Annotated in this window: 24 protein-coding genes and 1 tRNA gene; 17 read left to right on the forward strand and 8 right to left on the reverse strand. The window is 67.3% G+C overall.

All coding sequences use genetic code 11. The annotated features are described in order from the left end of the window. Nucleotide 1: 1 nt before the first annotated feature. The 3 genes from ABZ195_RS05710 to ABZ195_RS05720 all read right to left on the reverse strand — a co-directional run bounded on the left by ABZ195_RS05710 (nt 2) and on the right by ABZ195_RS05720 (nt 3,163). The gene (locus ABZ195_RS05710) at nt 2-850 is read right to left on the reverse strand and encodes an NAD(P)-dependent oxidoreductase (protein WP_355215650.1); all 849 of its coding nucleotides are present in this window, start codon (nt 848-850) and stop codon (nt 2-4) included. Beyond that, nucleotides 847-1,608 carry an SDR family oxidoreductase gene (locus tag ABZ195_RS05715; protein ID WP_355215652.1) on the reverse strand — a complete coding sequence of 254 codons (762 nt, stop codon included), beginning with the start codon at nt 1,606-1,608 and terminating at the stop codon, nt 847-849. The genes ABZ195_RS05710 and ABZ195_RS05715 overlap by 4 nt, the downstream gene beginning before the upstream one ends. A gap of 85 nt (nt 1,609-1,693) precedes the next feature. Then, nucleotides 1,694-3,163 carry an aldehyde dehydrogenase gene (locus tag ABZ195_RS05720; RefSeq protein WP_355216098.1) on the reverse strand — a complete coding sequence of 490 codons (1,470 nt, stop codon included), beginning with the start codon at nt 3,161-3,163 and terminating at the stop codon, nt 1,694-1,696. Between the two features lie 184 nt (nt 3,164-3,347). Between ABZ195_RS05720 and ABZ195_RS05725 the strand changes: the two genes are divergently transcribed. The 9 genes from ABZ195_RS05725 to ABZ195_RS05765 all read left to right on the forward strand — a co-directional run bounded on the left by ABZ195_RS05725 (nt 3,348) and on the right by ABZ195_RS05765 (nt 10,660). After that, nucleotides 3,348-3,956 carry a TetR family transcriptional regulator gene (locus tag ABZ195_RS05725; RefSeq protein ID WP_355215654.1) on the forward strand — a complete coding sequence of 203 codons (609 nt, stop codon included), beginning with the start codon at nt 3,348-3,350 and terminating at the stop codon, nt 3,954-3,956. Then, nucleotides 3,953-5,155: a cytochrome P450 gene (locus ABZ195_RS05730; protein ID WP_355215655.1), complete on the forward strand. Its 1,203-nt coding sequence runs from the start codon at nt 3,953-3,955 to the stop codon at nt 5,153-5,155. Before ABZ195_RS05725 ends, ABZ195_RS05730 begins: the two co-directional genes overlap by 4 nt. Then, nucleotides 5,156-5,980, forward strand: a complete 825-nt coding sequence (locus tag ABZ195_RS05735) for an SDR family oxidoreductase (protein ID WP_355215657.1) — start codon at nt 5,156-5,158, stop codon at nt 5,978-5,980. Then, nucleotides 5,977-7,368, forward strand: coding sequence for a cytochrome P450 (locus ABZ195_RS05740; protein ID WP_355215659.1), 1,392 nt, complete (start codon nt 5,977-5,979; stop codon nt 7,366-7,368). Before ABZ195_RS05735 ends, ABZ195_RS05740 begins: the two co-directional genes overlap by 4 nt. Before the next feature lie 5 nt (nt 7,369-7,373). Next, on the forward strand, nt 7,374-7,583 hold the full coding sequence (locus ABZ195_RS05745) for a ferredoxin (RefSeq protein WP_355215660.1): 210 nt from the start codon (nt 7,374-7,376) through the stop codon (nt 7,581-7,583). Nucleotides 7,584-7,585: 2 nt separating this feature from the next. Then, the gene (locus tag ABZ195_RS05750; RefSeq protein WP_355215662.1) at nt 7,586-8,149 is read left to right on the forward strand and encodes a nuclear transport factor 2 family protein; all 564 of its coding nucleotides are present in this window, start codon (nt 7,586-7,588) and stop codon (nt 8,147-8,149) included. Nucleotides 8,150-8,245: 96 nt separating this feature from the next. Then, nucleotides 8,246-9,373 (forward strand): NDMA-dependent alcohol dehydrogenase, encoded by a 1,128-nt coding sequence (locus ABZ195_RS05755; protein WP_355215664.1) that lies wholly within the window; start codon nt 8,246-8,248, stop codon nt 9,371-9,373. A 4-nt stretch (nt 9,374-9,377) separates the two neighbouring features. Continuing rightward, nucleotides 9,378-9,815, forward strand: a complete 438-nt coding sequence (locus tag ABZ195_RS05760; protein ID WP_355215665.1) for a nuclear transport factor 2 family protein — start codon at nt 9,378-9,380, stop codon at nt 9,813-9,815. Continuing rightward, a complete protein-coding gene (locus ABZ195_RS05765) occupies nt 9,812-10,660 on the forward strand; it encodes an SDR family oxidoreductase (protein ID WP_355216100.1) in 849 nt (282 codons plus the stop codon). The genes ABZ195_RS05760 and ABZ195_RS05765 overlap by 4 nt, the downstream gene beginning before the upstream one ends. On the opposite strand, the gene ABZ195_RS05770 is transcribed toward ABZ195_RS05765, so the two are convergent. Beyond that, nucleotides 10,657-11,808: a bifunctional glycosyltransferase family 2/GtrA family protein gene (locus ABZ195_RS05770; protein ID WP_355216102.1), complete on the reverse strand. Its 1,152-nt coding sequence runs from the start codon at nt 11,806-11,808 to the stop codon at nt 10,657-10,659. The genes ABZ195_RS05765 and ABZ195_RS05770 overlap by 4 nt on opposite strands. 200 nt (nt 11,809-12,008) lie before the next feature. Between ABZ195_RS05770 and ABZ195_RS05775 the strand changes: the two genes are divergently transcribed. Continuing rightward, complete coding sequence (locus ABZ195_RS05775) at nt 12,009-12,413, forward strand: HIT family protein (RefSeq protein WP_355215666.1); 405 nt, start codon at nt 12,009-12,011, stop codon at nt 12,411-12,413. Here ABZ195_RS05775 and ABZ195_RS05780 read toward each other — a convergent pair. Continuing rightward, the gene (locus ABZ195_RS05780; RefSeq protein WP_355215667.1) at nt 12,410-13,870 is read right to left on the reverse strand and encodes a HAMP domain-containing sensor histidine kinase; all 1,461 of its coding nucleotides are present in this window, start codon (nt 13,868-13,870) and stop codon (nt 12,410-12,412) included. The two genes, ABZ195_RS05775 and ABZ195_RS05780, sit on opposite strands and share 4 nt — an antisense overlap. 57 nt (nt 13,871-13,927) lie before the next feature. After that, the gene (locus ABZ195_RS05785; protein ID WP_056560436.1) at nt 13,928-14,647 is read right to left on the reverse strand and encodes a response regulator transcription factor; all 720 of its coding nucleotides are present in this window, start codon (nt 14,645-14,647) and stop codon (nt 13,928-13,930) included. A gap of 110 nt (nt 14,648-14,757) precedes the next feature. On the opposite strand from ABZ195_RS05785, the gene ABZ195_RS05790 reads away from it, so the two are divergent. From ABZ195_RS05790 to ABZ195_RS05805, 4 genes are all read left to right on the forward strand, one after another. Further along, nucleotides 14,758-15,573 (forward strand): hypothetical protein, encoded by an 816-nt coding sequence (locus ABZ195_RS05790; RefSeq protein ID WP_355215669.1) that lies wholly within the window; start codon nt 14,758-14,760, stop codon nt 15,571-15,573. Between the two features lie 23 nt (nt 15,574-15,596). Further along, a tRNA-Thr gene (locus ABZ195_RS05795) sits at nt 15,597-15,671 on the forward strand. 46 nt (nt 15,672-15,717) lie between these two features. After that, nucleotides 15,718-16,122 (forward strand): HNH endonuclease, encoded by a 405-nt coding sequence (locus ABZ195_RS05800; RefSeq protein ID WP_355215671.1) that lies wholly within the window; start codon nt 15,718-15,720, stop codon nt 16,120-16,122. 50 nt (nt 16,123-16,172) lie between these two features. Continuing rightward, nucleotides 16,173-16,532, forward strand: a complete 360-nt coding sequence (locus tag ABZ195_RS05805; RefSeq protein ID WP_355215672.1) for a hypothetical protein — start codon at nt 16,173-16,175, stop codon at nt 16,530-16,532. Nucleotides 16,533-16,763: 231 nt separating this feature from the next. Here ABZ195_RS05805 and ABZ195_RS05810 read toward each other — a convergent pair whose 3' ends face one another. Further along, a complete protein-coding gene (locus ABZ195_RS05810; protein ID WP_355215674.1) occupies nt 16,764-17,234 on the reverse strand; it encodes a hypothetical protein in 471 nt (156 codons plus the stop codon). Here ABZ195_RS05810 and ABZ195_RS05815 point away from each other — a divergent pair. Both ABZ195_RS05815 and ABZ195_RS05820 read left to right on the forward strand, forming a co-directional pair. Continuing rightward, nucleotides 17,200-18,870 (forward strand): DUF4185 domain-containing protein, encoded by a 1,671-nt coding sequence (locus ABZ195_RS05815; protein WP_355215675.1) that lies wholly within the window; start codon nt 17,200-17,202, stop codon nt 18,868-18,870. The two genes, ABZ195_RS05810 and ABZ195_RS05815, sit on opposite strands and share 35 nt — an antisense overlap. An 8-nt stretch (nt 18,871-18,878) precedes the next feature. Beyond that, the gene (locus ABZ195_RS05820) at nt 18,879-19,355 is read left to right on the forward strand and encodes a hypothetical protein (RefSeq protein ID WP_355215677.1); all 477 of its coding nucleotides are present in this window, start codon (nt 18,879-18,881) and stop codon (nt 19,353-19,355) included. Nucleotides 19,356-19,495: 140 nt separating this feature from the next. Here the strand turns inward: ABZ195_RS05820 and ABZ195_RS05825 are convergent, their stop codons facing one another. After that, nucleotides 19,496-20,365: a DKNYY domain-containing protein gene (locus ABZ195_RS05825; protein ID WP_355215679.1), complete on the reverse strand. Its 870-nt coding sequence runs from the start codon at nt 20,363-20,365 to the stop codon at nt 19,496-19,498. Between the two features lie 65 nt (nt 20,366-20,430). Here ABZ195_RS05825 and ABZ195_RS05830 point away from each other — a divergent pair, with 65 nt between their 5' ends. Further along, nucleotides 20,431-21,567, forward strand: coding sequence for an XdhC/CoxI family protein (locus ABZ195_RS05830; protein WP_355215680.1), 1,137 nt, complete (start codon nt 20,431-20,433; stop codon nt 21,565-21,567). Nucleotides 21,568-21,570 lie beyond the last annotated feature (3 nt).

Here is a 21,570-nt window from a genome sequence, read left to right on the forward strand (position 1 = left end):
TCTAACTCCTCTCGTGCGCCACGCCGAGGCCGTCGGCCAGGTCTCTCAGCGCGATCTCGGCCAACGGCAGGTCCACGCCGGTGGCCTCGCCCAATCCCAGGGCCAGCCTCAGGTCCTTCTCGGCCAGCCCGCGGGTGTGGACGAACATGTCGTACAGAAAGTGGTCGGCTGCCAGCGGCGAGGTGTCGTCGCGCACCATGATGGCGCCCGGTCCGCCGCTCTGGGCGTCGCTGTGCCGCACCACCCGGCCGAGCTTCTGCAGATCGAGGCCCGCGGCCTCGGCCAGCTTCTGCGCCTCACACGCGGCGGCGAAGCCGATGAACGTCAACATGTTGCGAGCCAGCTTCATACGAGTTCCCGCCCCGGGCTCGCCGGCGCGGACCACCATCGACGCCCATTGCTTGAACACCGGCTTGACGAGCTCGTAGGCGTCGTCGTCGGCACCGACCATGACGGCGAGTTCACCCTTGGCAGCAGCGCCCGCACCACCACTCACCGGTGCGTCCACGACGTGGATGCCCTTGGGTCGCAGGGCCTCGGCGAGCTCGGCGGCGGTGTTCGGCTCGATGGTGGAGTGGATCGCGACGACGGTGCCGGGCCTGGCGTGCTTCGCGAGTTCGGCGACGACGTCGCGGACCTGCGCGTCGGTCAGGACGGTGACGCTGATGACGTCGGCCGCCGAGACGCCGGCGACGTCGTCGGCGAGCTTGGCTCCCAATTCCGCGAACGGCGCCATCGACTCGGCCCGCACGTCGAACACGATCAGTCCGCCGGGCCAGTCGACGAGGCGCGTGGCCATCGGGGCGCCCTGATTGCCCAGACCGATGTAGCCCAGCTTGAGCTCCGTCATCGGATGATCTGGCCGCCGTCGACGTTGAAGATTTGCCCCGTGATCCACTTCGCCTGGTCCGACAGCAGGAACAGACACATGCCGACGAGGTCTTCTGGCTCACCCATGCGCGACAACGGGATTCGCTTGACGATGTCGGCGACCATCTCCTGCGGGGTGGTGCTGCGGTTGGCCTCGGTGTCGATGGGGCCGGGCGCGATCGCGTTGATCCGGATGTTCTGCCCGCCGAGTTCGGTCGCCAACTGCTGGGTGAGCCCGTTGACGCCAACCTTCGCCAGACCGTAGAAGTTCGAGTACAGCCATGCTGCCGTGGAGGATTGGTTGACGATGGCCCCGCCCCCGCGCTTGGCCATCTTCCGGTAGACCGCCCGCGTGCACAGCAGCGCCCCGTCGAGGTTGACGCTCATGAACTTCTTGTAGTACTCCCAGTCGACGCTGACCAGGAAGTCGAGCTTCATCCCTCCGAAGATGGCGGCGTTGTTGACCAGGTAGTCGATGCCGCCGAACTCCGAGAGCGTCTGTGCGGCCATCTCCTTGGTCGACTCGGGATCGCTCACGTCGACGCGCACGGCGAGCGCAGTGCCGCCCTCGCCCTTGATGGCGTCAGCCACCTTCTGAGCACCCTCGAGATTGATGTCGGCGACCACCACGGCCGCGCCCTCGCGGGCGAGCGCCTCCGCGTAGGCCTGCCCGATGCCACCGCCCGAACCGGTGACGATGGCCACCTTCTCCGTGAACTGATCTCCGTACAGACCCATCTCAATCCCTCCTAGACGCCGACTGTGGTGTTGTTGCACGCTCTTCGGCGATTGGCGTGACATAAGTGCACACTCGGCGCACTGGCTAATTCGCTGCCGTGGCAATGGCCTTGGTCTCGAGGTACTCCTCGAAGCCGGCGATCCCCATCTCCCGGCCGATGCCGGATTGCTTGTAACCACCGAAGGGCATGTCCGCCGAATACCAGACGCCGCCGTTGACGTTGACCGTCCCGACCCGCATGCGAGCCGCCACCGCCGCGGCACGCTCCTCGTCACCGGAGAACACCGTGCCCGACAGACCGAACGGCGAGTCGTTGGCGATGCGCACCGCGTCGTCGTCACCGTCGTGCGCGATGACCGTCAGCACCGGCCCGAAGATCTCCTCGCGTGCCACTCGCGCACCGTTGTCGAGGCCCGCGATGACCGTCGGGTCGATGAAGAAACCCGTGTCGCGGTCGGCGGGACTGCCTCCGCCACACGCGACCGTGCCGCCCTCGGCGATCGCCGAGTCCAGGTACTCCTGGATGCGGTCGCGCTGGCGCGCGGAGATGACTGGGCCACAGACGGTTCCGGACTTCGTCGGATCACCCGCCTTCAGTCCGGACATGGTGCCCGCCGCCGCGTCGACGGCCTCGTCGTAACGATCCCGGGGCACCACCAGGCGGGTGGTGATCGCACACCCCTGTCCGGCGTGCATCGACGCGGTGAACGCCGCCATGGAGCATGCGCCCGCCAGATCGGCGTCGTCGAGCACCACGAAGGCCGACTTGCCACCGAGTTCGAGGAACACCTTCTTCAGGGTCGCGGCAGCGTCGGCCATCACCGCCCGGCCCGTATTCGTCGACCCGGTGAACGACACCATGTCCACGCGCGGATCCTTCGACAGCATCGCACCGACGCCGTGGTCGCTGGAGGTGACGATGTTGACCACGCCCGCGGGGAAGTCGGTGTGCTCGACGATCAGCTCCCCGAGCACCGCGGCGCACCAGGGCGTGTCGGGTGCGGGCTTGAGCACCACGGTGTTGCCCGCCGCAAGAGCCGGACCGAGCTTGGCCAGGTTGATCTGGTGGGGAAAGTTCCACGGCGTGATGGCCCCGACGACACCGACGGCCTCGCGCGCAATCGTGCGGTGCGTCTTGATGCCCATCGGCGTGGCGTAGCCGAGATCGGTGGTCCACGAGTAGTTCTCGGCGGTGTCCGCACAGAAGCTGAGGTCTTCGATCGGGCCCTCCAGTTGCGCCATGGAGGTCAGCATCACCGGGGCGCCGACTTCGGCGACGGTGATCTCCCGAAGTTCCTCCACGTGGTCGCGCATCGCCTGTTGCAGTTGACGAATGCACCGCACCCGCAACTCGACGTTGGTCGACCAGTCGGTCTCGTCGAACGCCCGCCGCGCCGCACCGATCGCAGCGTCCATGTCGGCGTCCGTGGCGTCGGCCGCGACGCCGAGCACCTCCTCGGTCGCGGGGTTGAGTGTCGGGAAGGTACCCCCGCTGCCCGTCACCAACTTGCCGTCGACGAGCAACCGGCTCTCTCGATCGCTCAGCAGCGCCATCGCGCCTCCCGTTCCCGTCCTGGACACCTGTCCGGTAATCACGGTTCGAACGATAACCGCAGGTGCGCGGCCAAGGCAAGGGCGATCCTGCCGCCGACTCCGAAAGTGCCTCTTCACGCGATGTTTTGCGCCGAAATCGCCGATCAGCTTGCCGTGCGGCGACATCGTCGGATAACTTGGACATGTGTCCAGTGATGCCGCGGCCCAGCTTGCCGACTCCACAGAGTCGGCGCACGACGAGCCGCCGCGCAACCGGCGGCAGGAGGAGACCTTTCGCAAGGTCCTCACCGCCGGAATGGAGATGTTGCGGGAATCGTCCTACGCCGACCTGACGGTGCGGGCCGTGGCGGCGCGGGCCAAGGTGGCGCCAGCCACCGCGTACACGTACTTCTCGTCCAAGAACCACCTCATCGCCGAGATCTATCTCGACCTGATGAGCAAGGTGCCCTACTACACCGACGTCAACGAGCCGATGCCGATTCGCGTCGAGAAGGCGTTGCGCAACCTCACGCTGGTGGTCGCCGACGAACCCGAGGTGGCCGCCGCCTGCACGACTGCCCTCCTCTCGGGAAACGACCCCACGGTACGTCGCGTCCGCGACCGCATTGGTTTGGAGATCCACCGCAGGATCAAGTCCGCCGCCGGACCCGACACCGATGCACGCGTCGTGTCCGCATTGGAGATGACGTACTTCGGCGCGCTCGTCAACGCCGGTAGCGGCGCCTTCACCTATCACCAGATCGCCGACCGGCTGAGCTACGTGGTCGGCCTCATCCTCGGAGAACACCCATGACCGCCAGCACCTCGGACGTCCTCCTGGACCCGTACGACTACGACTTCCACGAAGACCCCTACCCGTACTACCGACGGCTGCGCGACGAAGCGCCGCTGTACCGCAACGACGACCAGAAGTTCTGGGCGCTGTCCCGGCACTCCGACGTCGTGCAGGGTTTTCGCAACAGCACGTCGCTGTCGAACAAGCACGGCGTCTCCCTCGACCCGATCTCACGCAACGAGCATGCCCATCGGGTGATGTCGTTCCTGGCCCTCGACGATCCCGGACATCTGCGACTGCGGACGTTGGTGTCGAAGGGGTTCACGCCCAGGCGCATTCGCGAGCTCGAGTCGCGCGTCACCGAGATCGCCGTGTCGCACCTGGACGCGGCGTGTGCGTCCGACCACTTCGACTTCGTCGACGACTTCGCCGGCAAGCTGCCGATGGACGTCATCTCCGAACTCATGGGGGTGCCGGAATCGGACAGGGTCCGCATCCGGGCGCTGGCCGACGGTGTGATGCACCGCGAGGACGGCGTGAAGGACGTGCCCGCCGAGGCGATGCAAGCCTCGGCCGACCTGATGGTCTACTACGCCGACATGGTCTCCTCCCGGCGCACGAAGCGCACCGACGACCTGACCTCGGCGCTGGTCGACGCGGAGATCGACGGCGACAAGTTGACCGACGAGGAGATCATCGCCTTCCTGTTCCTCATGGTCGTCGCCGGTAACGAGACCACGACCAAACTTCTTGCCAACGCGGCATACTGGGGTTTCAAGAACCCAGATCAACTGGCGCCGGTCTTCGACGACCACTCCCTGGTCAAGCCGTGGGTCGAGGAAACGCTGCGTTACGACACCTCCAGTCAGATCCTGGCCCGCGCCGTCTCCGCAGACATCACGATGTACGACATCACCATCCCCGAGGGCGACGTGCTGTTGTTGCTACCGGGATCGGCAAACCGCGACGACCGAGTATTCGACAACCCGGACGAGTACCGAATCGATCGCGAAATCGGCTCCAAATTACTCAGTTTCGGCAGTGGCGCCCACTTCTGCCTCGGCGCCCACCTCGCCAGAATGGAGGCGCAGGTGGCCCTGACCGAATTCTTCACCCGCGTGCGCGGCTACGAGGTCGACGAAGCCAACTCGGTTCGCGTGCACTCCAGCAGCGTTCGCGGCTTCGCCCACCTGCCCATCACCGTGAAGGCCCGATAGATGCCACGTTTCGCTCCGCTCCCCGACCGCAGACCCGCCATCGTCGCGGGCGCCTCCGCAGGTATCGGAGAGGCCACCGCCATCGCGCTGGCGGCGCGTGGTTTCCCCGTCGCCCTCGGCGCACGCCGGGTCGAGAAGCTCGACGACCTCGTCGGCAAGATCCGGGCCGACGGTGGGGAGGCCGTCGGCTTCCACCTCGACGTCACCGATCCGAACTCCGTGAAGTCGTTCGTGGCCAACGCCGTCGATGCGCTCGGTGACATCGAGGTGCTCGTCGCCGGCGCTGGTGACACCTACTTCGGCAAACTGGCCGAGATCAGCACCGACGACTTCAACTCCCAGTTGCAGATCCACCTGGTGGGGGCCAATCGCCTGGCCACCGCGGTGCTCCCCGGGATGCTGGAACGGCAACGGGGCGACCTCATCTTCGTCGGCTCCGACGTCGCGCTGCGACAGCGTCCCCACATGGGCGCCTATGGGGCGGCCAAGGCGGCGCTGGTCGCCATGGTCACCAACTTTCAGATGGAGCTGGAGGGCACCGGTGTCCGCGCGTCGATCGTGCATCCCGGCCCCACCAAGACGTCGATGGGTTGGAGCCTGCCCGCCGAACTGATCGCTCCGGCGCTCGAGGATTGGGCCAAGTGGGGCCAGGCCCGCCACGACTACTTCCTCCGTGCGTCGGACTTGGCGCGCGCGATCACCTTCGTCGCGGAGACCCCGCGCGGCGGATTCATCGCCAACATGGAGCTTCAGCCCGAAGCGCCGCTCGCCACCGTCACGGACCGCCAGCAACTCAAAGTCGACGAAGAGGCCTTCAAGCCATGACCATTGCAATCGTTCCCCGCGTCTCCGGCGGTGAGGAAGAGTACGGCCATCTCGAGGAATTCCGCACGGACCCAATAGGTTTGATGCATCGCATCCGCGAGGAGTGCGGCGACGTCGGGTGGTTCCAATTGGTCGACAAGCAGGTCGTCATGCTGTCGGGGTCCGACGCCAACGAGTTCTTCTTCCGCTCCACCGACGCCGAACTCAATCAGGCCGAGGCCTACCCCTTCATGACACCGATCTTCGGCGAGGGTGTGGTGTTCGACGCCGATCCCGAGCGTCGAGCGGAGATGCTGCACAACACCGCGCTGCGCGGTGAGCAAATGAAGGGCCACGCCGCGACGATCGAGAACGAGGTCAAGAAGATCATCGCCGACTGGGGTGACGAAGGTGAGATCGAACTGCTCGACTTCTTCTCCGAGTTGACGATCTACACCTCGACCGCCTGCCTCATCGGGCTCAAGTTCCGGGAACAGCTGGACAGTCGGTTCGCGCACTACTACCACCAGTTGGAGCGCGGGACCGACCCCCTCTGCTACGTCGACCCCTATCTCGACATCGAGAGCTTCCGCATCCGCGACGAGTCCCGCGTGAAACTCGTCGCCCTGGTGCAGGAGATCATGGACGGGCGAATTGCCAACCCGCCCAGGGACAAGCAGGATCGTGACCTGCTCGACGTGCTGGTGTCGATCAAGGACGACGACGGCAACTCCCGCTTCACCGCCAACGAGGTCACCGGCATGTTCATCTCACTGATGTTCGCGGGTCACCACACCAGTTCGGGCACGTCGTCGTGGACCCTGATCGAGTTGCTGCGCCACCCCGACGTCTACGCCGAGGTCCAGCAGGAGCTCGACGAGCTCTACGCCGACGGCCAAGAGGTGAGTTTTCATGCGCTGCGCCAGATTCCGAAACTCGACAACTCCCTCAAGGAGACCCTTCGGCTGCATCCCCCGCTGATCATCCTGATGCGCGTGGCGAAGGCGGAGTTCGAAGTGGCGGGTTACCCGATCCACGAAGGCCAGATGGTGGCCGCGTCGCCGGCGATCTCGAACCGGATCGCCGAGGACTTCCCGGAACCCGACGCCTTCGACCCAAACCGCTACGACAAGCCGCGGCAGGAGGATCTGGCCAACCGCTGGACGTGGATTCCCTTCGGCGCGGGCAAGCACCGGTGCGTCGGGGCGGCGTTCGCACAGATGCAGATCAAGGCGATCTTCTCGGTGTTGTTGCGCGAGTACGAATTCGAGATGTCCCAACCCGCCGACAGCTACCAGAACGACCACTCCAAGATGGTCGTGCAGCTGGCCCAGCCTGCCAAGGTCCGCTACCGCAAACGGGCTTCCGGCGGGCAGGAGCGAAGCGACCTGGGAATGGCAGAGGCCTGACTCCGATGGGCTGCTATCGCGTCGAACTCGACGAGGACCTGTGCCAGGGTCACGCGATGTGCGAACTGGAGGCACCCGAGGTGTTCAGGGTGCCCAAGCGGGGAGTCGTGGAGATCCTCGACGAAGAGCCTCCCGACGACCTCCGCGAGGACGTCGAGCGGGCGATCGACATGTGCCCTACCCAAGCTCTTTCACTCATCGAAAAGGGAGACTGACCGTGTCTGATTCACAGGTGTCACGCGAGCAACTCGACGCGTGGGTGCAACGGTGGCTGCAGGCCAACAAGGACGCCGAAGCCGCCGGCGATTGGAAGCCGATGGCGGACTTCTACACCGAGGACGCCACCTACGGGTGGAACATCGGCCCGAAGGAGGACGTCATGTGCGTCGGGCGCGACGAGATCCGTGAGGTCGCGCTCGGCCTGGAGATGGAAGGCCTGGAGAACTGGGTCTACGAGTACCAGAAGGTGCTGGTGGACGAGAAGCTGGGCGAGATCGTCGGATTCTGGAAGCAAATCGTCTCCAAGGGCGACGGCACCCGTGACGAGATCTACGGCATCGGCGGAAGCTGGTTCCGGCTGACCGCCGGCGAAGATGGAGAGCTGCTCATCGAATGGCAGCGTGACTTCTTCGACTTCGGTCACGTGTCCAAGATGTTCATGAAGCTCATCGAATCCGGCGATTTGAGCGACGGCATGCAGAAGCGCATCGAACGCAGCATGGCCGGGAAGAAACTGCCGGGCTACTACCCGCTGGGAGACGCTCCGGTCGCCATCTGGTAACTCCACCAAGCAGTTGCTTGGGGTGGGTGTGATCCAGTTAACTAGAGGTTCTACTCTGTTGTCACTGACTCAAGTCGCAAGTCGAAAGAGGTACTCGTGAAGACAAAGGGCGCACTCATCTGGGAGTTCAACCAGCCATGGTCGATCGAGGAGATCGAGATCGGCGACCCCGTCAAGGACGAGGTCAAGATCCAGATGGAAGCCTCGGGCATGTGCCACTCCGATCACCATCTGGTGACCGGCGGCATCCCGATGATGGGCTTCCCCGTGCTCGGCGGCCACGAGGGTGCCGGCATCGTCACCGAGGTCGGACCCGGCGTCGAGGACCTCGCCCCCGGCGACCACGTCGTCTTGTCCTTCATCCCGTCGTGCGGCCGGTGCCCGTCCTGTCAGGCCGGGCTACGGAACCTGTGCGACCTGGGTGCCGGGCTGCTGGGCGGCGTCGCGGTCTCCGACGGCACCCACCGCATCACCGCCAAGGGCCAGCCGGTGTTCCCCATGACCCTGCTGGGCACGTTCAGCCCGTACATGGTGGTGCACAAGAGCTCCGTGGTGAAGATCGACCCGTCCATCCCCTTCGAGGTGGCGTGCCTCGTCGGCTGCGGCGTGACGACCGGATACGGCTCGGCCGTCAAGGCCGGTGACATCCGCCCCGGTGACGACGTCGCGATCATCGGCGTCGGTGGCGTCGGCATGTCGGCGCTGCAGGGTGCGGTCAACGCCGGCGCCCGGCACCTCTTCGTCATCGAGCCCGTGGAGTGGAAGCGCGACGCGGCGCTGAAGTTCGGTGCGACGCATGCCTATCCCGACATCGAGTCCGCGTTCGCCGGCGTTGCCGAGGTCACCCAGGGACTGATGGCCAAGCAGGTCATCGTCACCGTCGGCGAGCTGGACGGCAAGGACGTCGACAACTACGTCAACCTGACCTCCAAGGGCGGCACCACCGTGCTGACCGCGATCGGCAGCATGATGGACACCAACGTCACGCTCAACCTGGCGATGCTGACCCTGATGCAGAAGAGGTTGCAGGGCACCATCTTCGGTGGCGGCAACCCGCACTTCGACATCCCGCAGCTGCTGTCGATGTACAAGGCCGGCCGGCTCAACCTCGACGACATGGTCACCCGGCAGTACCAGCTCGAGCAGATCAACGACGGCTACACCGACATGCTCGAGGGCCGCAACATCCGCGGCGTCATCCGCTACACCGACGCCGACCGGTAGCCCCGTGTCCCAGGAGACGGTGGAGATGACGCCGGTGGTCGCCGCCTCGGAGGCGTCGTGGCGATGCGTCCAGGCCGGTGACCGCGACGGATGGCTGGCCCTGATGGCCGACGACGTGGTCGTGGAGGACCCCATTGGCGAGGCCGTCACCAACCCCGACGGGACCGGTGTTCGCGGCAAGGAGGCGCTCGCCGCCTTCTACGACGCGAACATCGGGCCCAACCGGCTGACGGTGACGCGCGAGGAGACCTTCCGGTCGAGTTCGCCGACGGAGATCGCCTACATCCTGGTGCTGCACACCGAGTTCCCCAACGGCTTCACGGCCACCGTGCGAGGCGTCTTCACCTACCGGGTCAACGACGCCGGGGCCATCACCAATCTGCGGGGCTACTGGCACATGGACGCGATGGAGTTCGGCCAGAAGACCGAGGACCAAGGCTGACCTCCGGCGCGGTCGTCGTCGGCGGCTCCCGCGGCATCGGCCTCACCGTCGCCGAACTCTTGGCGTCTCGCGGCGTCGGAGTGGTCGTCAACGGCCGTGATGCCGACGCCGTGGACGCCGCCGTGACACGCGTCGGAGAAGGCGCGGTCGGATTCGCCGGATCGCCGGCCGACCCCGCGACCGCCGATGCCCTGATCGCGTCGTGCGTCGAGCGCTTCGGCCGGATCGACGCCCTCGTCAACTGCGCCGGCACCGCGGAACCGGCCGGCTCGTCGATCCTCGACGTGACGTCGGGACAGTTTCGCGACCTCCTGGACGCGCACCTCGGCACGGTCTTCGAGACGTGCCGAGCCGCGGCTCCGAGGATGCTCGCCCAGGGCGGCGGCGCGATCGTCAACACCAGCTCGTTCGCCTTCCTCGGCGACTACGGCGGCACGGGTTACCCAGCGGGTAAGGGTGCGGTCAACGGCCTGACCCTCGCCGTCGCCGCTGAACTGAAGTCCCGGGGCGTGCGGGCGAACGTGGTGTGCCCGGGTGCGAAGACACGGTTGTCGACCGGCCCGGACTACGAGGCGCAGATCGCCGACCTCAACCGCCGGGGTCTGCTCGACGACCTGAGCATGCAGGGCGCCCTGGACGCCGCGCCGCCCGAATACGCCGCTTCCGTCTACGCCTACCTGGTCAGCGATGCGGCCAGGGACGTGACGGGCCAGATCTTCATCGCCGCAGGGGGTTTCGTCGGCCGGTTCGACCGACCCTCCCCCAGCGTCGTCGCGTACCGCGACCACCACGACTCGCCGCCGTGGACGGTCGAGGAGTTGGACGGGTTGATCCGCGGGCGTTAGCGGCGGTGCACGCCGAACACCCGGCGCAGCGCGACGAACCGGACCACGGTCGCCACCAGGTTGGCGACCACGAGGACCGACAGTTCGGCCACCTTGCCGATGGTGGGATCGAAGCGGTGCAGCGCGAACAACGATCCGCTGGTGATCGCCAGCCCGAACGCGAAGACGAACAGACCGTGCAGTTGGTGCCGCCCGGCCCCGGTGCGCCCACGCACCCCGAAGGTGAAGGCACGGTTGGCTGCGGTGTTGGCCACGGCGGTGAGCAGCAGCGCGACGAGGTTGGCCGCTTGGGCGCCGACGGCGGGATGCAGCACCAGGTACAGCAGCGCATAGGCGAGAGTGCTTGCCACGCCCACGATTCCGAACCGCACGATCTGACCCACCATGCCGGTCGGCACACCGGGCACCAGCGGCTCGCGCCCCAGCGCTGTCTGCAGTTCCCGCAGTGGCAAGGCACCGGTGGCCAATGCCCGGCCCACGCGCCAGCACCCCTTCAGGTCGTCGATCGCGGTGGCGACGACGTCGACGCGGGAGTCGGGGTCGTCGATCCAGTCGACGGGCACCTCGTGGATGCGCAGCCCGGCGCGCTCGGCGATCACCAGCAACTCGGTGTCGAAGAACCAGCCGGTGTCGACCACGAGCGGGAGCAGCTGCCGGGCCACGTCGGACCTGACGGCCTTGAACCCGCACTGGGCGTCGGAGAACCGCGCCCCAAGCGCGCTGCGGAGGATCAAGTTGTAACTGCGCGAGACGAATTCGCGCTTAGGGCCACGGACGACCCGGGACGACGCCGAGAGCCGCGACCCGATTGCGATGTCGGAGTGGCCGGACACCAGCGGCGCGACCAGAGGCATGAAAGCCCGCAGATCGGTCGACAGGTCCACGTCCATGTAGGCGACGACCTCGGCCTGCGACGCCATCCACGCCGCGCGCAACGCCCCGCCGCGCCCCTTGGCGTCGAGATGGATGACCTCGACGCGCTCGAACTCCTCGGCCAACCGTCGGGCCACGGACAGGGTGCCGTCAGTACTCGCGTTGTCGGCCACCGTGATTCGGGTGGCGTAGGGCACCTCGGCAGCAAGGAAGCGATGTAGCCGGCGGATGCTGTTCGCCAACTCGCGTTCCTCGTTGAAGACCGGGATGACGATGTCGAGGACGTAGTGGCGGGGCGCGGAGAACCTCGTCGCACCGTGCCGATCCCCGGCCGTGGGAGGGCTCACCCGCTCGGTCACGAAATCCACCGTCGTCCACTCAGCTGCCAGCGAACTGGCCCGGCGCTGTGAACCGACTGTCAGAGACCTTGCGTCGGTCACGTCGCCCGGGCACCCCGTTCTGGCATGCTCGACCCATGGCCTCCGTGTTCACCATGATCATCAACCGGGAGATCCCCGGCCGTTTCGTCTACGAGGACGACGAGGTCGTCGCGTTCCTCACCATCGAGCCGATGACCCAGGGACACACCCTCGTCGTCCCCCGCGCAGAGATCGACGACTGGCAGGACGTCGAGCCGGCCGTATTCGCCAAGGTGATGGCCGTGGCGCAGCGCATCGGCAAGGCTCAGTCGAAGGCCTTCGGCGTCGAGCGCACCGGCCTGATCATCGCCGGCCTGGAGGTTCCGCACCTACACGTGCACGTCTTCCCCGCCCGTCAGCTGTCCGACTTCGGCTTCGCAGGTGTCGACCGCAACCCCTCACCTGAGTCCCTCGACGAGGCGCAGGCCAAGATCACCGCCGCGCTGGCCGACCTCGACTAGACCGTCGCGGGCTCGTCGGCGCCGGGATCGCTGACCACCGGAGCCTCGGCGATCCGGGGCAGCGCCACCGTGAAGCGGCACCCCTGACCGGGCGCCGTGGTCACGCTGACCGTGCCGCCGTGGGCGTAGACCAACGAGTCGACGATGGACAACCCCAGCCCGGTCCCACCGCTGGCCCGCGCCCGCGAGGAATCGGTGCGGTAGAACCGCTCGAAGACCCGGTGCGCATCTTCGCGACTCATGCCGGGACCTTCGTCGGCAACTTCCAGGATCGCGTTGTCCTGCCTGGTGCCGACGCGAATCGCGATGCTCGCGGACTCCGGGGTGTGCTGCAGCGCGTTGGCCACGAGATTACCCATCACCTGCCGGAGCCGAGCTTCGTCGCCAAGCACCTCCGGCGTTCCCGGGCCGTCGAGAACCTCCATGGTGACCGTCCGCCTCGGTGCCACCGACCGCGCATCGTGAACCGCGTCGCTCGCCAGGGACAACAGGTCGACCCGACGCTGCTCCATCGGGCGCTGAGCGTCCAGCCGTGCCAACAGCAGCAGATCCTCGACGAGCAGACCCATCCGCTGGGACTCGCTTTCGATGCGGCTCATCAACAGCTCGACGTCGCGCGCGGCGCCCTGGCGATACAGCTCGGCGAAACCGCGAATGGTGGTCAGCGGGGTGCGGAGTTCGTGGCTGGCGTCGGTGATGAAGCGCCGCATCCGGTCCTCGGAGGTACGCGCCTTCTCGGCCGAGGCCTCCGATGAGGCGACCGCCCGTTGAATCTGGGTGAGCATTCCGTTGAGCGCCAGCGACAGTCGGCCCACCTCGGTGCGCGTGTCGCGTTCCGGAATGCGGCGGTCGAGCTCACCGGCGGCGATGGCCGCCGCGGTCTGCTCCACCTCGACCAGCGGACGAAGACTGCGATGCACCACGGCGAACCCGGCGATGCCGAGAACCAGCAGCACCGCGACGCCGATGCCCACCTGCGACCACGTCAGCGCACGAACGGTCGACGACACGTTCGACAGGTCGATGGCCACCGTGGTCAGCTCGCCGTGCAGGCCGCGCACCGTCATCGCACGCCACTGCACGTTGGAGTGGTCGATCGAGCCGACGGTGACGGGCACCGGTCCGACGTCGTTGCTGTCGGGCAGCGCGGGCTCGGCGTCGCGGTCGTTGACCGCCATCCAGATGCGACCGTCGGAGTCGATGCCCCGGACGTAGAAGTCCGACGGCGGCCGGGCGGGGTTTGGATCCTCCAGCGGCGTGGCCGGCATCCGACGGGGGGCCTGAGCCCAGCCGCGCGAGGCGTCCAGCAGGGTCTCGTCGACCCGGTTGATCAGGGTGTGCCTGATGATGGAGGTGACGGCGACCCCCGAGGCGAGCAAACCGCACGCCACCAGGACGAGCGTCGCGGCCACCAGTCCGACCCGCAACGGGATACCGCGCCTCCGAAGACCCGTCATCCCCACATTGTGCAGAAAGCGCGGCCGTCGACGGGCGAACTCACGCATGTGGGGGCATTAGCGCGGTTCGCGCAGAACGTATCCCACGCCTCGCAGCGTGTGCAGCAGTCGCTTCTCACCGGTGTCGATCTTGCGGCGCAGATACGAGACGTAGGACTCGACGACGTTGACGTCACCACCGAAGTCGTACCGCCACACGTGGTCCAGGATCTTCGGCTTGGACAGCACCGTGCCCGCGTTGATGATGAAGTAGCGAAGCAGCGTGAACTCGGTCGGCGACAGCGAGACGGGCTCGCCGGCCTTCCACACCTCGTGGGTGTCCTCGTCGAGCTCGATGTCGGCGAAGGTAAGACGCGCGCTTCGCGGCTCCTCGACGCCGCGGCCGGAGCGGCGCAGGATGACCCGCAGTCGCGCCACGACCTCTTCGAGGCTGAACGGCTTGGTGACGTAGTCGTCGCCGCCGAGGGTCAGGCCGGCGATCTTGTCCTGGAGCGAGTCGCGCGCGGTGAGGAACAGCGCGGGCGCGTCGATGCCGTCGGCACGCAGACGACGCAGTACGCCGAAGCCGTCCATCCCGGGCATCATCACGTCGAGGATCACGGCGTCCGGACGGATCTCACGGGCCTTGTCCAGCGCCGCGGGTCCGCTGGAGGCGGTGTGCACCTCGAAGCCCTGGAACTTCAGACTCACCGAGAGAAGTTCGACGATGTTGGTTTCGTCGTCGACGACGAGGATTCTCGCTTCGGGAATGAATTCCGGAATTGCAGCCATGGCCATGTGAACAATGTCCTCCCATTCCCATGTCTTGACGCTGCCGAGGCGCTGTGAGATTCCTGTGAGTTGATTCCCAGACTCCTCCGTGTGACGGTCGCCATAGGATGAGCACCATGAATCTCGGCAAAGCCCTCGTCGACGTGGTGACCGCACCGGCGCGAATCGGGCTCGCCGTCGCCGACATGGGCCTCGGGATCGCCGGCGAGACGCTGGCCGTCGTCCAGAGGAGCCTCGACGACGGTCGCGCACCTGCCGGCCGCTCGTCGCTGGCGCAGATGCTGGGACTCGAGGATGCCGTCGAACGCGCCAACCGCCTCGCCCATCTGATGGACGACGACGCACCGCTCGGACGCGCGCTCGCCCCCGACGGACCCGTCAACAGAATGCTGCGGCCGGGTGGGCTCGTCGACCAGCTCACCGCCGAGGGCGGCCTCCTCGATCGGCTGACGGCCGACAACGGACCCGTCGCCCGCGCGGTGGCGCCCGGCGGCCTCATCGACCAGCTGACCGCAGAGGGCGGCCTGGTCGACCGGCTCACCACCGACGACGGGGCCGTGTCCCGAGTGATCGCGCCCGGCGGGCTCGCCGACCAGTTGCTCGCCAACGACGGTCTGATCGAACGCATCTTGCGGGAGGACGGCGTCGCCGACAAGCTGCTCGCCGAGGGCGGCCTCCTCGACACCCTCACCGCCGAACAGGGCGCGCTGATGAAGCTCGCCGACGTGGCCGACACCCTCAACCGGCTCGCGCCGGGGCTGGAGGCGCTGACCCCGACGATCGACGCGCTGCACGAAGCCGTCATCACCCTGAGCCAGGTGGTCAATCCCTTGAGCAACATCGCCGGCCGGATCCCGCTGCCGCGCGGCCGGGGACGACGCCCCATTACGCAGCCCATTCCCGCCCCACGGGTCGTCGACGCCGACGAGTGAGCCGATAAGCTAGCCGCGCATACGCCTCCTTAGCTCAGTGGTAGAGCTCCCGCCTTGTAAGCGGAAGGTCATCGGTTCAATCCCGATAGGGGGCTCCACGTTCGACCGGGTTCGCTGTCGGTGGGCGGCCCTAGCCTCGGGCCCGTGAGGCAATGTCGTCATTGCGGTTCCGCGCTCTACAGGCCTAGCCAGAAGGTGTACTGCGGTAACGCGTGTCAAGCCGCGGCCCGCCGAGACACCGGCATCAAGCGTTGGCTCGAGACCGGCGAGGCCTTCATCGACGGTCGCCGGACGCACTACATCCGGCAATATCTCTCCGACGCTCAAGACGGTTGCTGCGCGATCTGCGGTGGAGCGAACACGTGGCTGGGCGCGCACCTCGCCCTGGTGCTCGACCACGTCGACGGGAACCCCACCAACAACCGTCGGGACAACCTCCGGCTGGTGTGTCCGAACTGCGATTCTCAGCTCGTGACCTACAAGAGTCGCAACCGCGGCAAGGGCAGACACTCTCGGCGGCAGCGATACGCCGATGGCCAGTCGTACTAGATACTCACAGGCGCGGGCGTCACGCCCGCTCGTCAGCCGAGGAGGAATCGATGTCCGAAGCCGGAGTGTGGATTGCGTGGGGAATCCCCGCCCGCGGACGGGAACCGCAGGCGCTGGCGCTGCTCAAGTCGTCGCTGACCGGTTACCTCGAACAACTGTCGAGCGAAGGCCGCATCGAACGTTACGACGCGGCAGTGCTCAAGCCCCAGAGCACCGAACTGGGCGGGTTCATCCTCATCCAGGGCACCCACGGCCAGATCGACGCACTGCGCACCGACCAGGGCTTTCAGGAGTGGGTCACCCAGATTCAACTGGTGGCCGACAAGGTCGGCATCGTCGACGCGTGGGTCGGCGGCGGGCTGTCCGAAGCCTTCGCGCTCTACGAGAAGGCCCTCGAGAAACTGAAGTGACGCCTCCGCCCGGTAACGCGCCCGACCCCTGGGACGAAGGGCAACAGGAGTGACGGTCGTGAAAGTCGGCTTTCGCCTGTGAGCCCGGAGATAGTGCGATTCAATTGCTCTGCTCCAGCGGGGAAGAGCAGTTCAGCGCATCGGAAGGGCCAACATGGGAGCCTCCAGATACATCGGTCGAGTGGGCGGGCTGGCCGTGGCCCTGGGAGTCGGCACCGCAGTCGCGACGGGCTACGGCGTCGCAGCCGCCGACGACGGGCCTGCCACCACCTCGAGCAGCCAGTCGTCGAACCCAGCCGGCACCTCCGCGAGCACGGCGTCGACGCCGTCGTCTGGCACCACGGCAGACGCACCGACGCAACCCACGACGACTTCCACCCCCACGAAGAACGACGACACGCCCACCGGCACCCCGGCCGCGTCCGGCCCGGCAGCCAGCGGAGTCGTCAGCGCCCAGACCAACACCGGCAGTTCCGGCAGCACGCCCTCCCCCAAGCCCACCGAGTCACCCGAGCCCACGGCCACTTCGGCGTCCACGGAGACGCCCACGGAGACGCCCAAGCCGACGATCCCCGAATCGTCGACGCCGGACGTCCCGCACGACGGCCCGACGGCCACCGCCGTCCCGCCCACCCCTGCCCCCACCAAGAAGGCGAAGGCGAACGACGTGCCCGCGGCCGTCTCAGCCCCGGCACTCAGCACCGCCACCACCCCTGACGCCGCCACCGCAACCGTCACCAAGACGGTCGCCGATCCAACCCCGAAGGCGGCCGCGAAACTCGCCGTCGTCTCGGCCCCAGCCACGCCGGCCGCGTCGCTACTGGCCGCCGCCGTCGCGGTGACGCCGACCGCCCCACCCGTACTCGCGCCGCAGAATCCGCTGGCCGTCGTGGGCACCATGGTGTCCAGCGTCGTCAATTGGATGCTGGCGCCTTTCATGGGCGCGGGCTCGCCGACGCCAGCCGGGCCACCCCTGGCATGGTCGCTGCTGGCCTACGCGCGCCGTGAGTTCGACGACTTCGTCAACGCCGTGACCGGCCGCGCCACCGCCGCGCCGACCGTCACCACCGATGCCACCAGCCTGTCGCTGGCCGCGGCCACCACCGCGTTCGCCCAAGCGGCGGTCGCCGCTCCCGCGGCAGCGGCGGTCAACATTCCCGGCTTCCCGCTCCCCGGTGCGCAATTGAGCCCGTCCACCCAATTCGTGCAGTGGGTCACGGGTAACTACCAGACCGGCAACCCCCTGATCGCCGACACCCTCAACCGCTTCGGCATCACGGGGACCGACGTCGGTGTCATCTGGGACAACGGCATAGTCGACGACCCCACCACTGCGTACAACGAGCACCAGGTGCTGATGGCATTCGGCGACACGTTCAGTGGCGCCAACATGACCGGCAACTGGCGCTTCAACGTCCTGCTCCGCAGTGCTGACACGGTGCTCTCCGACGGGATCACCATCCCCAACGGAGAATGGTTCAACGGCAACATGTTTGGCGGCACGCCACTGAGCAGCCCGACGACCGCTCGCCAGATCATCCATCCCGACGGCCTGCCCGCCGGCGTCACCTTGATTCCCACCGCGGGCATTTCGATTCCGACACCGGGCACGCAGTTCGGGGTCACCCAATACGTCAACTTCATGTCGGTGACCAACTGGGGTGCGGCCGGCACGTGGACCACCAACTACTCGGCCGTCGCCTACTCCACCGACAACGGCGAGAACTGGACCGTCGCACCGACGTCGGTCCGGTACAACGACCCGTGGAGCGGCAACGCCAACTTTCAGCAGGGCGCCTACGTCAGACCCGGCGACGGCTACGTGTACGACTACGGCACCCCGAACGGCCGCCAGGGCGCGGCCTACGTCTCGCGCGTCGCCGAGAAGGACATCCTCGACGCCAGCAAGTACGAGTACTACAGCGCTGGTACCGCGGGCGGTTGGTTCGGCTGGGGCGCCACCCCGGCGGGTTGGTACAAGAATCAGCCCGCCAAGGCCTCGGCGGTCTTCGGACAGGACACCGGCGCGTGCGGCGTCGCCAATCCCGGCAACCAGGTCAGCGAGATGTCGGTCCAGTACAACAAGCAGCTCAAGAAGTACGTCGTCCTCTACGGCGACCAGTTCAACAACATCGTGATGCGCACCTCGGATACCCCGCAAGGCGGCTGGTCGGGGGCCAAGGTGCTGATGGCTCAGCAGCCCGGCGGCATCTACGCACCGATGATGCATCCGTGGTCGCCGTCGACCATGGGCACCGGCACCGACCTGTACTGGAACCTCTCACTGTGGTCTCAGTACAACGTGATGCTGATGAAGACCGACCTCACGAAGGTGTAGGTCGGCTCGTGCTGCGCAGAATTCTGGTGGCGGTGGTCGCGGCATTCGCCCTGTCACCGACAGCCGCGGCGACCGCCGATCCCGCTGCGCCACAAGGCAACCCCCCGTGTGGCGTGGAGACCAAGGACGCGTTGACGCTGCCGGCCGACGCCTCGGCGCCCCTGGTCTGCGACGGCACGGGCTGGCAATCGGTCACCGACCCCTATCCGATGAGCGACGAGTGGGCGAGCCCCGGGCCGACGATGACGTTGCACGGGCAGGGTCGGCGCAACCCGATGCTGGAGTCCGGCCAATGGACGGCCACCCCGCTCTCGCCGGAGACCGCCTGTGGCGCAACGCAGTTCGCGGTGATCTCTGGAACGCCCACGCTGACCCCGCCACAGGTCGACCGTGGCGAACCCGGCCGGCCACTGACCCTCGAGATGGTGCCCCGGCTCTTCACCGTGGAACTCACCGGCGACTGCCTGTGGCGGCGATCGTCCTAGTGGGCACCACCGACGTCGACCCCGCCACCGTCAACAGGACTCGAGATCGCGAAACGTTCATGGCTTGTCCTCCCCGTGTTGCTGAATCCGTCAAATTAGCACCCCGGGGTGGCGTTTGACGGGGCTTTTGATTTTGCCCGCTAGGGCGTGAAGAAGACCGAGTCCTCCGAGCACCCGGTCACCGCATGCCCAGGTGGAAACGACTGGGGATCGGCGTCGACGATGACGTCGTCGCGGTAGTAGGCGTGCGTGTCGTCGGCGGAACACTCGAAGGCCGCATTCAGCACGCCGAACGTGGCGCCGTCGGCGCCCGGGACCGGCTTGCCCATCCAGAATCCGCGGTGAGCGTCGCGCGCGAAGGGGCCTTCGAGCACCTCGAAGGACGCGACGTCGGCGGCGTCGATCCGATCGGCGAAGTAGTAGACACCGGCGTCGTCGCGCGAATAACCGCCCCCGAGCACTCGAAAGGTGGCGGGGTCGGCACCGGCGACGCGGTTGCCGTTGACCTGTACGAAGCGGTCGTCCTTGGTGAACAGGTAGTAGTCCGAATCCGAGACGATGGCGAAGTGGGCGGGATCGTCGGACAACACCCGACCGTCGGACCAGTACACCGCCCTGGAGTCCTTGGTCAGATTGCCCTCGAGCAATTCGAAGCCGTCGGGGTCGTCGCTGAGCACCGTGTCGCGCTGGTAGACGTGAGCGTCATCCTTGGCGAAGTCCGGCCGGTCCAGCAGTTCGAAGGTGGCGGGGTCGGCCTCGGGGAGCGCGCGCCCGTCGACGTATACCGTCGTGTCGTCCTTGGCGAACGTCCGGTCGAGTGGCTCGAAGGATCCGGCGTCGGCGCCGCCGACCTCGACCGCTCTGCCCGGGAAGGCTTGTAGGTAGAAGACCGAGTCGCTGCGAACGTGATAGCCGGCGGAGTCGAACAGCGGGTTGGGTGACCCGCCCCGGTCACAACCCGCCAGCGCCGTCATGACGGCGACGCATACGGCGGCAGTCAGCCGACGCATCGCCGTACCCGACGGGGCGATCCTGTCATGGGGCAACGGTACTCGGGTCGACCTAGACTCGGGACGTGCGCGACGTTCTCGACGAGCTTCTCTCGGTGTGGCGCGCCGGTGAGACGGCGGGGCTGGCCACCGTGGTTCGCACCATGAAGTCCGCACCACGTGCGGCGGGGGCGGCCATGGTCGTCTCCCCCGACGGCTCGGTCGCGGGATCGGTCTCCGGCGGGTGCGTGGAATCTGCGGTCTACGAACTGGCCGGCGAGGTCGTCCAGACGGGCCGCCCCCGGCTCCAGCGCTACGGCATCACCGACGACGACGCCTTCGCGGTGGGTCTGACGTGTGGCGGAATCATCGACATCTTCGCCGAACCCCTGTCCCGCAACACGTTTCCGCAACTGGATGCCGTCGCCGACGCGATCGGCTCGCATCGCCCGGTGGCGGTGGCCACGGTGATCGCGCACCCCGACGTGGAGTGGACCGGGCGACGGCTGGTCGTCGGGGAGACGACCGCCGAGGGATCGCTGGGTTCGGCTCGCGCCGACGACGCAGTCGCCGACGACGTCCGCGGGCTACTCGCCGCGGGGCGAACGGCGGTGCTGACCTACGGTCCCGACGGTCAACGCCAGGGCGAGGGCATGGAGGTCTTCGTCTCCAGCCACGCGCCGCGGCCCAGGATGATCGTCTTCGGCGCCATCGACTTCGCCGCGGCGCTGACCCGCCAGGCGGCGCTCCTGGGCTACCGCGTCACCGTCTGCGACGCGCGGCCCATCTTCGCGACGCCCGCCCGGTTTCCCGCCGCCGACGAGGTAGTCGTCGACTGGCCCCACCGGTACCTCGCCGGCCAACAAGAGTTGGGCGCGGTCGACGCCAGAACCGTCATCTGCGTGCTGACCCATGATCCCAAGTTCGACGTGCCGGTGCTCGCGGTGGCCCTGCGGCTGCCACGGGTCGGCTACGTGGGCGCGATGGGCTCACGCCAGACCCACGTCGACAGGCTCGAGCGGCTTCGAGAAGTCGGCCTGACCGAGGACGCGATGGCCCGGCTGTCGAGCCCCATCGGGCTCGATCTCGGTGCGCGGACTCCCGAGGAGACCGCGGTGTCGATCACCGCCGAGATCATCGCCCGGCGATGGGGCGGCGGGGGCCGTCCCCTCGCCGAGCTGGGGTCCCGTATTCATCACGACGGGATCGAGGCTCGGCGGTAACAC

It is taken from the genome of Mycobacterium sp. NPDC006124 (assembly GCF_040614235.1).
Classification (GTDB): Bacteria; Actinomycetota; Actinomycetes; order Mycobacteriales; family Mycobacteriaceae; genus Mycobacterium.

Bases quoted from the DNA above. Each gene is read 5' to 3' on its own strand.
- ABZ195_RS05710 (WP_355215650.1), bottom strand. From the start codon at position 850: ATGACGGAGCTCAAGCTGGGCTACATCGGTCTGGGCAATCAGGGCGCC.
- ABZ195_RS05715 (WP_355215652.1), bottom strand. From the start codon at position 1,608: ATGGGTCTGTACGGAGATCAGTTCACGGAGAAGGTGGCCATCGTCACC.
- ABZ195_RS05720 (WP_355216098.1), bottom strand. From the start codon at position 3,163: ATGGCGCTGCTGAGCGATCGAGAGAGCCGGTTGCTCGTCGACGGCAAG.
- ABZ195_RS05730 (WP_355215655.1), top strand. From the start codon at position 3,953: ATGACCGCCAGCACCTCGGACGTCCTCCTGGACCCGTACGACTACGAC.
- ABZ195_RS05735 (WP_355215657.1), top strand. From the start codon at position 5,156: ATGCCACGTTTCGCTCCGCTCCCCGACCGCAGACCCGCCATCGTCGCG.
- ABZ195_RS05740 (WP_355215659.1), top strand. From the start codon at position 5,977: ATGACCATTGCAATCGTTCCCCGCGTCTCCGGCGGTGAGGAAGAGTAC.
- ABZ195_RS05745 (WP_355215660.1), top strand. From the start codon at position 7,374: ATGGGCTGCTATCGCGTCGAACTCGACGAGGACCTGTGCCAGGGTCAC.
- ABZ195_RS05775 (WP_355215666.1), top strand. From the start codon at position 12,009: ATGGCCTCCGTGTTCACCATGATCATCAACCGGGAGATCCCCGGCCGT.
- ABZ195_RS05780 (WP_355215667.1), bottom strand. From the start codon at position 13,870: ATGACGGGTCTTCGGAGGCGCGGTATCCCGTTGCGGGTCGGACTGGTG.
- ABZ195_RS05785 (WP_056560436.1), bottom strand. From the start codon at position 14,647: ATGGCCATGGCTGCAATTCCGGAATTCATTCCCGAAGCGAGAATCCTC.
- ABZ195_RS05790 (WP_355215669.1), top strand. From the start codon at position 14,758: ATGAATCTCGGCAAAGCCCTCGTCGACGTGGTGACCGCACCGGCGCGA.
- ABZ195_RS05805 (WP_355215672.1), top strand. From the start codon at position 16,173: ATGTCCGAAGCCGGAGTGTGGATTGCGTGGGGAATCCCCGCCCGCGGA.
- ABZ195_RS05825 (WP_355215679.1), bottom strand. From the start codon at position 20,365: ATGCGTCGGCTGACTGCCGCCGTATGCGTCGCCGTCATGACGGCGCTG.